The organism is Falsiporphyromonas endometrii, assembly GCF_042654485.1.
GTDB classification, from domain to species: Bacteria; Bacteroidota; Bacteroidia; order Bacteroidales; family Porphyromonadaceae; genus Porphyromonas; species Porphyromonas endometrii.
Window position 1 is genome coordinate 1 of the sequence record NZ_JBHSGO010000040.1, and the last position, 7,817, is coordinate 7,817.

A 7,817-nucleotide genomic window follows, 5' to 3' on the forward strand; every position below is an offset into this window, starting at 1 on the left:
GACAGACAATTCGAAATAATTTCTTTAATTTGTACTCGTGTAAGATTCATACGGTTTATCGTTTTATTTTGTTTTTTTCAAAGATAACAGTCTTGAGTCTTACACACTTTTTCGGGACAGTATCTAATTCTTCTATAACACCTCGTACCATATCTACCACTACTTAGATACATAGAGGTAGAAAAAAAGAGCAGGCTCATCGGTGTGATTCGTTGACGAAAATCACAGATAATAATTAAACAAACATACCCTCAAGAAAGGAACGCTTTAATAAACGAAGCTTAGATAACTTCAATTCATTTAAACGAATAAGAGTATCTAACTTGTGAAAGAAGGCGCCAATCTGCTTTTGTTCGGAGAGGGAAGGTAAAGTCAAAGCAATATTCATCATCTTCGATTTTGAAATATTGTATCTTGATATGCCTTGAGCTAATTTGACAATTTGTTCTCTTATACAGAAAGAACGAAGCATATATGCTAAGTAAAATGAGTCTGTTTCTATGTGAGGTCTAAAGCCAAAACAAAAACTATTAAGGTACGTTATACCTTTCTTTTCAATCAAAACGGAAGACATTCCTACCTCTTCTGGGGTTTCGGAGGAGGTAGTAAAAAACACATCTCCAATCTGTACTTCTGTTTGTTTTTTGTCTATTTCAATAGGTTCATGCAAATTCTTATCAGTTATTGGATTAGAGAAAATGTTCATGTAGGTTATGAAAGAGGCTTGCCCATGCCCAAAATCATCTTTAGTTTTTCCTGACAACCCAGTAAATGTATTACCTATCTCCCCTAGTTTACACTCCACCCAGTCATCAGTAAATCCTTCAAATCTCACTTCGGGGGCTTTCTTCCCGGGCTTAGGGAACATCTTAGAGAGCATAGCTTTCTTAATTACCTTCAGTTTGTCACATTTGCGCTGTTGGAGGTTAAGAAGAGTATCTATACGCTCGAAGAGCTTGCCTATCTTTTCTTGCTCTGCAATATCTTTAGCAACATAGAATCTAAAATTATCAACATCTTTAGCAGATATATTTGGTTGTGCTCCAGCAACAAGGACATTGTACAACTGTTGGGTGAAAAGAATGGAACGAGTTATTGTCGATATATATTTATAGTCTATGCCATTAACTTTCTGAAAATATCCAACACGTTGATTTTGATAATACTTATCTGTCTTTTTGCAATGAAGGATGGATACTTTTCCTGTTGTGGCTCCTGACATAGCGAGTAAGGCTGCACCATCATGCAAAATATAATTTTCATCATTGGCATCTTCTTGATGATATATGAATTCTGCTCCTATTGTACCATCTGACAAGATATTAGATATTCTTATGATAGGTATACCAGATGGAGCGTATTCAGTGCTTTTAAATGCAAATCCACCACGTAAAGGAGCTATCTCCCCCAAGGTCCTTTTTCTCCAAGCCTCTTCAAACCCTTTAAATCTTATTTTAGGTTTATCCATGTTCATCTTCTTTATCTTCTCCGAGTACTTCAATGAGTTCGCCGATTCATATTTTTGTCTGTTGATGGCAAGACAACCTTGTACAACACATATCCCAAGTTATCATTTTTGTACTCGTTTTCTTTGACTCTGTAACACATCTTATTGGCCAATTCCTGCCTATTCATTGTGAGAATCATTTGATTGTGAGGACAAATATACCAAAAAGGGTATGTAAATATGCTTCTTGTCCCTATTGCTTCCGAACGCTTTTTGCCTTTTGTCGCCCCCTTCTTTTAGGCATTTTTATCCTTTCTTTCTACATAAAAATTGTCTTTGTTTTCCCATATTTTTCCGTCAGTTCACATCCCAAACAATGCACCTTTTAGGAAAAATGGAGGACCCAAAATGGGTATTATATGGCAAATAATGTTAAATATTCAAGCCCGTTTTCAGACTCAAAACAGCCCTTTTTGACTTACGAATGAGGCTCATTCTCCACAAAACCCAAAAGCGATAGTACGAAACCGTCCTACCTGAATGTTAATATATGTATAGGCTACTTTTTTGGGACAAATTGGGGGCTTAAAAATGGACTTCAGGCCGCCTTTTTTGTAAGGTCGCGCGACTTGCAATCCATTCTCGCGCGACTTTGAACCTAAACTCGCGCGAGGTTGCACCCCAAGTAGCGCGACTTTGCATGTCAAGGTCGCGCGACAACGGATCGAGAGTCGCGCGAGAATAGATTGCTTCTTGCGCGAGCTTATTTGTTAAAATAGCGCATAAAAAAGCCCGTTTCGTACTAATAAAACGGGCAAAGCGTGCATTGGGTCAGATTCCCCTAACCCCGATAGGTGTGAATTTTGGTATAAAAAGGAGCTGTTTGAGCCCCTTTTGGAGCATTATGAATAGTAATAATATTTAACAAATACGACTCCTCTTTTGCGAGCTTCACAGCCTGCAAAAAACGAGTGCCCAAGGCCTTGATTTCTATCCCTGCCTCTAAGGTAATTTGCTTCGATGGAGCAGGACACAACTTACCTGTGCGGAGGAGTTTTCCGCCAAGCAAAATGCCAATCAAAAGCAGGGTAAGTAAAATGACTGTCTCCATAGTATTTGTTCTTTATCAAAACCTAAGGTACAAAAAAGTCTGCTCTTTTGCAATGACTCTCTATTGAGATACTTTTGGATGGAACAAAGGACTTCAACCCAAACAGGGTAATAATGACTACATACGGATTCTCTATGTTTTGCATTCTCTATTCTGATATAGATATCTTCTATTTGTCATATTGCTTCGTAATAATATATTTGTATTGCGAAATGAGTTTTAGGCGTATTTATTAGTAACACTATGCTACCCGAACGCTCGTTTATTGATTTGAATGTTTTACTAAAAGACAAAATTAAAAGTGAAGAATTTTATTGTATCGTTTCTCAACTTTTGCGCATCGCTAAAAGGTTTGGGTATCAATCTTATCCGTGTGGCCATCCTTATCATCTTTGTTTGGATTGGTGGCTTGAAATTTTGGCATTACGAAGCAGAAGGTATTGTACCTTTTGTAGCCAACAGTCCATTTATGAGTTTTTTCTACACAAAGCAGGCTCCTGAATACAAGGACTATAAGCTAAAAGAGGGAGAAGTGGATGCTGCCAAAGAAGCATGGCACGAAGAAAACAATACCTATGGCTATTCTCGCGGTCTTGGCATCTTGATTATGTCTATTGGTATCTTGACATTCTTGGGTATCTTCTCTCCAAAGATTGGTTTTGTTGGTGCAGGACTCGCCATTATCATGATGTTTGGTACACTCTCTTTCCTATTCACGACACCGGAAGTTTGGGTACCCGATCTTGGAGGTCCGGAGCACGGCTTCCCACTACTCACAGGAGCAGGTAGATTGGTGCTCAAAGACACAGCCATCTTAGCAGGTGCCGTAGTACTACTGGCAGACTCAGCCAAGAAAATCCTCGCCGGTCTCAAACATTGATTGGTACGCGATCGGCACAGGCCGGTGTGGCTTCTCAATAAGACGGATGAAATTATATTATTTAATGGAAGTCTTATGACAAGTCATTGACCTATGGCCTTCACAATCTCCCGAACGGTGTTCAAACGATGTTCGAACACCGTTTAAGGAGAATGTTTCTCCCAAATAGATACATAAAACTTTGTTGAGCTATCTTACTGATGGCCGTGTGATATTTGGGTCTATTAGTAATTAAAGTGTAATCGAAGAAATTAAGATGAAAGAGTTTGATGCAATTATTATTGGGTTTGGCAAATGTGGCAAAACCCTCGCCTCTGATCTGGCTAAGAGAGGAAAAAAGGTAGCCGTAATAGAACAATCTGCCGAGATGTATGGCGGCACTTGTATCAATGTGGGATGTATTCCGACAAAAACTCTTGTAAGCTCTGCCAAGCAGGCAGATCCTTCCTTGAGCTATGAAGCAAAGAACGATTATTTTGTTCGTTCTATTGCCCACAAGGATGAGCTTATCTCCATGTTGAGAAACAAAAACTATCATCTTTTGGCTGATCAACCCAATATCAGCATCTTCGATGGTATAGGCACATTTAAGGACAAAGAGACGGTTCTTGTCGCTCAACATGATGGCTCGATTATGGAAGAGCTTCATGCACCGCTTATCGTTATCAATACGGGTGCTGAGACAGTCATCCCGCCTATCAAGGGTATAAAAGACAATCCTCAAGTTTATACCAGCACTTCTATCATGCATCTAAGCAACCTTCCTCATCACCTTGTTGTCATTGGTGGTGGATATATAGGTCTGGAGTTTGCCTCTATGTTTGCTTCATTTGGCTCACAGGTAACTGTACTCGAGGGAGCTCCCGTACTTATTGGTCGAGAGGATCGAGATATTGCCGATACTGTCAAAGAGAGACTTCAATCCAAAGGTGTCCGATTTGTTATGAATGCTCGGGTAAACGAAGTGAAAGGTTCGGAAGTAATCTATTCGGATCGAGAAGGACGCAGCAATTCTCTTATGGGAGATGCCATCCTCCTGGCTACCGGAAGGAGGCCAAACACAAGTGGGCTCAACCCGGAAGCCGCCGGGATCGAAGTCGACGAACGTGGAGCTATCAAGGTGGACGACAAGCTCAGGACATCCAATCCAAATGTCTTTGCAGTGGGTGATGCCAAAGGAGGATTGCAGTTTACATATATCTCTTTGGACGACTATCGCATCCTTAGGAGTCAACTCTTTGAAGATGGGAGTCGCAAAATATCGGACAGACAACCCGTAAGCTACTCTGTATTTATAGATCCACCTCTGTCCAGGATTGGTATGAGTGAGGAGGAAGCTCTCGGCTTAGGAAAAGCGATTAAGGTAAATAAACTTCCTGTCGCAGGTATTCCAAGAGCAAGGACTCTGAATGAAATAGCCGGTCTGTTTAAGATTGTGGTGGATGCCGAGACCAATAAAATATTAGGCTGTACCCTTTTTGGGCCCGAATCAAGCGAACTCATCAATATTGTAGCGATGGCAATGAAACTTAATCAAGATTATACCTTCTTGAGAGATTTTATATTTACCCATCCGAGCATGAGTGAAGCACTCAATGATTTGGCTAAGCTATAACCAAATATAGAAGCTGTCCGGAATGTTGCATCAAGCGACTTTCTCACTCATTTGTGAGAGCATAGATGGGGAAAATCAGCAAAGGCTCTTCAGACAGCTTCTATTCATTACTTAGATAAACTTTAGGTGTGGATTAGATAAATTTTTCAACTCTTTTAATTTAAGTTATGGGGCTGAGTCGGACATTATGGTCGGCTTGGTCCCTTTGTTATAAAATAGGGGGCTTGGATCTGAGCTCCCCAATCGTTTCAAACCCTGCATTCCATCATTGATAAGGAGCTTTGTTGTCCTCGTATCATTTGTATTGGTTATCTTTGTTGTCCAAATATTTAAGAATAAATTTAGAGCAATGAAGTACGGTTTTGTAAAGGTTGCAGCCGCTGTACCTTATGTAAAGGTTGCAGACTGTTTTTATAACATCAGTCGTATCAAAGACATGGTTTTTGAAGCCGATTCCAAAGGCGTTGAGATTGTGGCTTTCCCCGAATTGAGCATTACGGGCTATACATGTGGTGATTTGTTCCTTCAACCTTTCCTATTAGATCAGGCCAAAAAGGCTGTGTGTCAGCTTGTCAAAGAGACATCTTCTACAGATGTTATGGTCATTGTCGGAATGCCTGTAAGGGTAGAAGAAAAGTTGTTTAATGCTGCCATTGTCTTCCAAAGCGGCAGGATCTTGGGTGCTATCCCTAAGACTTACCTTCCCAACTATCGCGAGTTTCAAGAAAAAAGATGGTTTTCACCGGCAAGAGATCTCAAATATTCGACTGTCAAGATAGGAGACGAACAGGTACCTATTGGATGTAATCTGCTTTTCAGATGTGGCTCTGTAGGTATCGGTATAGAGATTTGTGAGGATATGTGGACCCCTTATACTCCCGGGACAAGGCTGTCTCTCTATGGTGCACAGATTATATTCAACCTATCTGCAAGCAATGAGAATGCAGGCAAACACTCCTATCTGCGCTCTCTGATCTCCGGACTTTCATCTCAAAGCATATGCGCTTATGTTTATTCGTCTTGTGGATATGGAGAAAGCTCTACCGACCTTGTCTACACAGGTAAGGCCTTCATTGCCGAACTCGGAAACATAGTTGAAGAGATGAAGCGCTTCGACTACTCCGAAAGAATGATCATAAACGACATAGATGTATCTCGTGTCCAAACAGAACGATTGATCAATAGCAGCTTCAAGGCAGCTGTATCTCAGCTTACGGGAGACGATATGAAAGAGGTTGAGTTTGAACTTCGCTCCTCCGGAAGATCTTACCCGATGACAAGAAAGGTAGAATGCAACCCATTCATGCCGGATGATGAATACCGCAACGAACGCTGTGCTGAAATATTGGACATTCAAGTATGCGGACTGCGCCAAAGACTATTCCACTTAGGAGCCAAAAATGCCGTTATAGGAGTATCGGGAGGGCTCGACTCTACACTGGCATTGCTGGTAACGGCCAAAACTTTTGATGTGCTCGGCTTAGATCGCAAAGGCATCATCTGTGTCACTATGCCCGGATTTGGCACATCAAGTCGTACACACCAAAATGCGCTCGATATGATGGACTGCCTCGGTGTAACAAAGATGGAGATAGATATTACCGAAGCTTGCAGACTTCATTTTAAGGATATTGATCACGACGAAAAGATCCAAGATGTGACTTATGAAAACTCACAAGCAAGAGAAAGAACACAAATCCTGATGGACCTTGCCAACAAATACAATGCACCGGTAATAGGTACAGGAGACCTCTCAGAGCTGGCTCTTGGATGGGCAACTTACAATGGAGACCACATGTCTATGTATGCAGTCAATTCGGGCGTACCAAAGACTACCGTACAGCTGCTTGTCAATTATATCGCCAAAGAAAAAGATATGGGAGAAGAGATTTCAAAAATCTTATTCGATGTGCTCGACACCCCAATAAGCCCGGAGCTTTTGCCAACAAAAGAAGATGGTGAGATAAGTCAAGAAACAGAAAATGCAGTCGGACCATACGAATTGCACGACTTCTTTATATACCACTTCCTCTACAACGAGTTTCCACCGGCAAAAATATTCTTCTTGGCTCAGGTGGCATTTGATGGTAAATACTCAAGAAAAGAAATCAAAAAATGGATGCATACCTTCTTCAGAAGATTCTTTGCCCAACAATACAAACGAAATTGTATGCCCGACGGACCTAAAGTTGGATGTATTTCACTATCGCCAAGAGGTGAATGGAGGATGCCAAGCGATGCAGTAAGCGATATGTGGCTCCAAGAAATTAACCAACTCCCGGAATAATAAACACAGATAAGGCAAAAAGGGACCGCATAAAAATATGAAATTGTAAGAGATAGAAATCCGGTTTATATCGACAAAAGCATCCCTTCTAATCAAATAAAAGCAATCGCTATCATCGAGCTTTGACTCTTTGATAGCGATTGTTCTTTACAAATGATTGCTAATGATTGCTGTCCCCTAAAACTCCCCCACTCCCTCAACATAACAGCAAATCACCAAATAGCTTTGAATGTTTGAATACACCAGCCAAATAGCAATCCGATATTCTACAAATATATTAGGATAATTGCTGCCCGATTAACCCAGATTTGTCGTTAGAAATATTATTAGATTGAAATATTAGGATCTCCGGCTCGTTTCCAGAGGGCTAAAAAAGCAGGTCTGTGTTTTAGCGCCAGCGCCAGTTTTAAAGTTTTTTTACCGGCATGTCTCTGAATATATCCGGGTATGGCCAAAAACTTCATCCGAATCGTTTTC

Annotated in this window: 5 protein-coding genes; 3 read left to right on the top strand and 2 right to left on the bottom strand. The window is 40.8% G+C overall.

Going from position 1 to position 7,817, the window contains the following annotated elements; all coding sequences use genetic code 11:
* Nucleotides 1-235 precede the first annotated feature (235 nt).
* Both ACFO3G_RS02280 and ACFO3G_RS02285 read right to left on the bottom strand, forming a co-directional pair.
* Nucleotides 236-1,468, bottom strand: coding sequence for a restriction endonuclease subunit S (locus ACFO3G_RS02280; protein ID WP_380077591.1), 1,233 nt, complete (start codon nt 1,466-1,468; stop codon nt 236-238).
* 820 nt (nt 1,469-2,288) lie between these two features.
* Nucleotides 2,289-2,558 (bottom strand): hypothetical protein, encoded by a 270-nt coding sequence (locus ACFO3G_RS02285; protein WP_380077593.1) that lies wholly within the window; start codon nt 2,556-2,558, stop codon nt 2,289-2,291.
* A gap of 301 nt (nt 2,559-2,859) precedes the next feature.
* Between ACFO3G_RS02285 and ACFO3G_RS02290 the strand changes: the two genes are divergently transcribed.
* The 3 genes from ACFO3G_RS02290 to ACFO3G_RS02300 all read left to right on the top strand — a co-directional run bounded on the left by ACFO3G_RS02290 (nt 2,860) and on the right by ACFO3G_RS02300 (nt 7,340).
* Nucleotides 2,860-3,438, top strand: coding sequence for a DUF417 family protein (locus ACFO3G_RS02290; protein ID WP_380077595.1), 579 nt, complete (start codon nt 2,860-2,862; stop codon nt 3,436-3,438).
* A 256-nt stretch (nt 3,439-3,694) separates the two neighbouring features.
* Nucleotides 3,695-5,053, top strand: a complete 1,359-nt coding sequence (locus ACFO3G_RS02295) for an FAD-dependent oxidoreductase (protein ID WP_380077597.1) — start codon at nt 3,695-3,697, stop codon at nt 5,051-5,053.
* 349 nt (nt 5,054-5,402) lie between these two features.
* Complete coding sequence (locus ACFO3G_RS02300; RefSeq protein WP_380077599.1) at nt 5,403-7,340, top strand: NAD(+) synthase; 1,938 nt, start codon at nt 5,403-5,405, stop codon at nt 7,338-7,340.
* Nucleotides 7,341-7,817 lie beyond the last annotated feature (477 nt).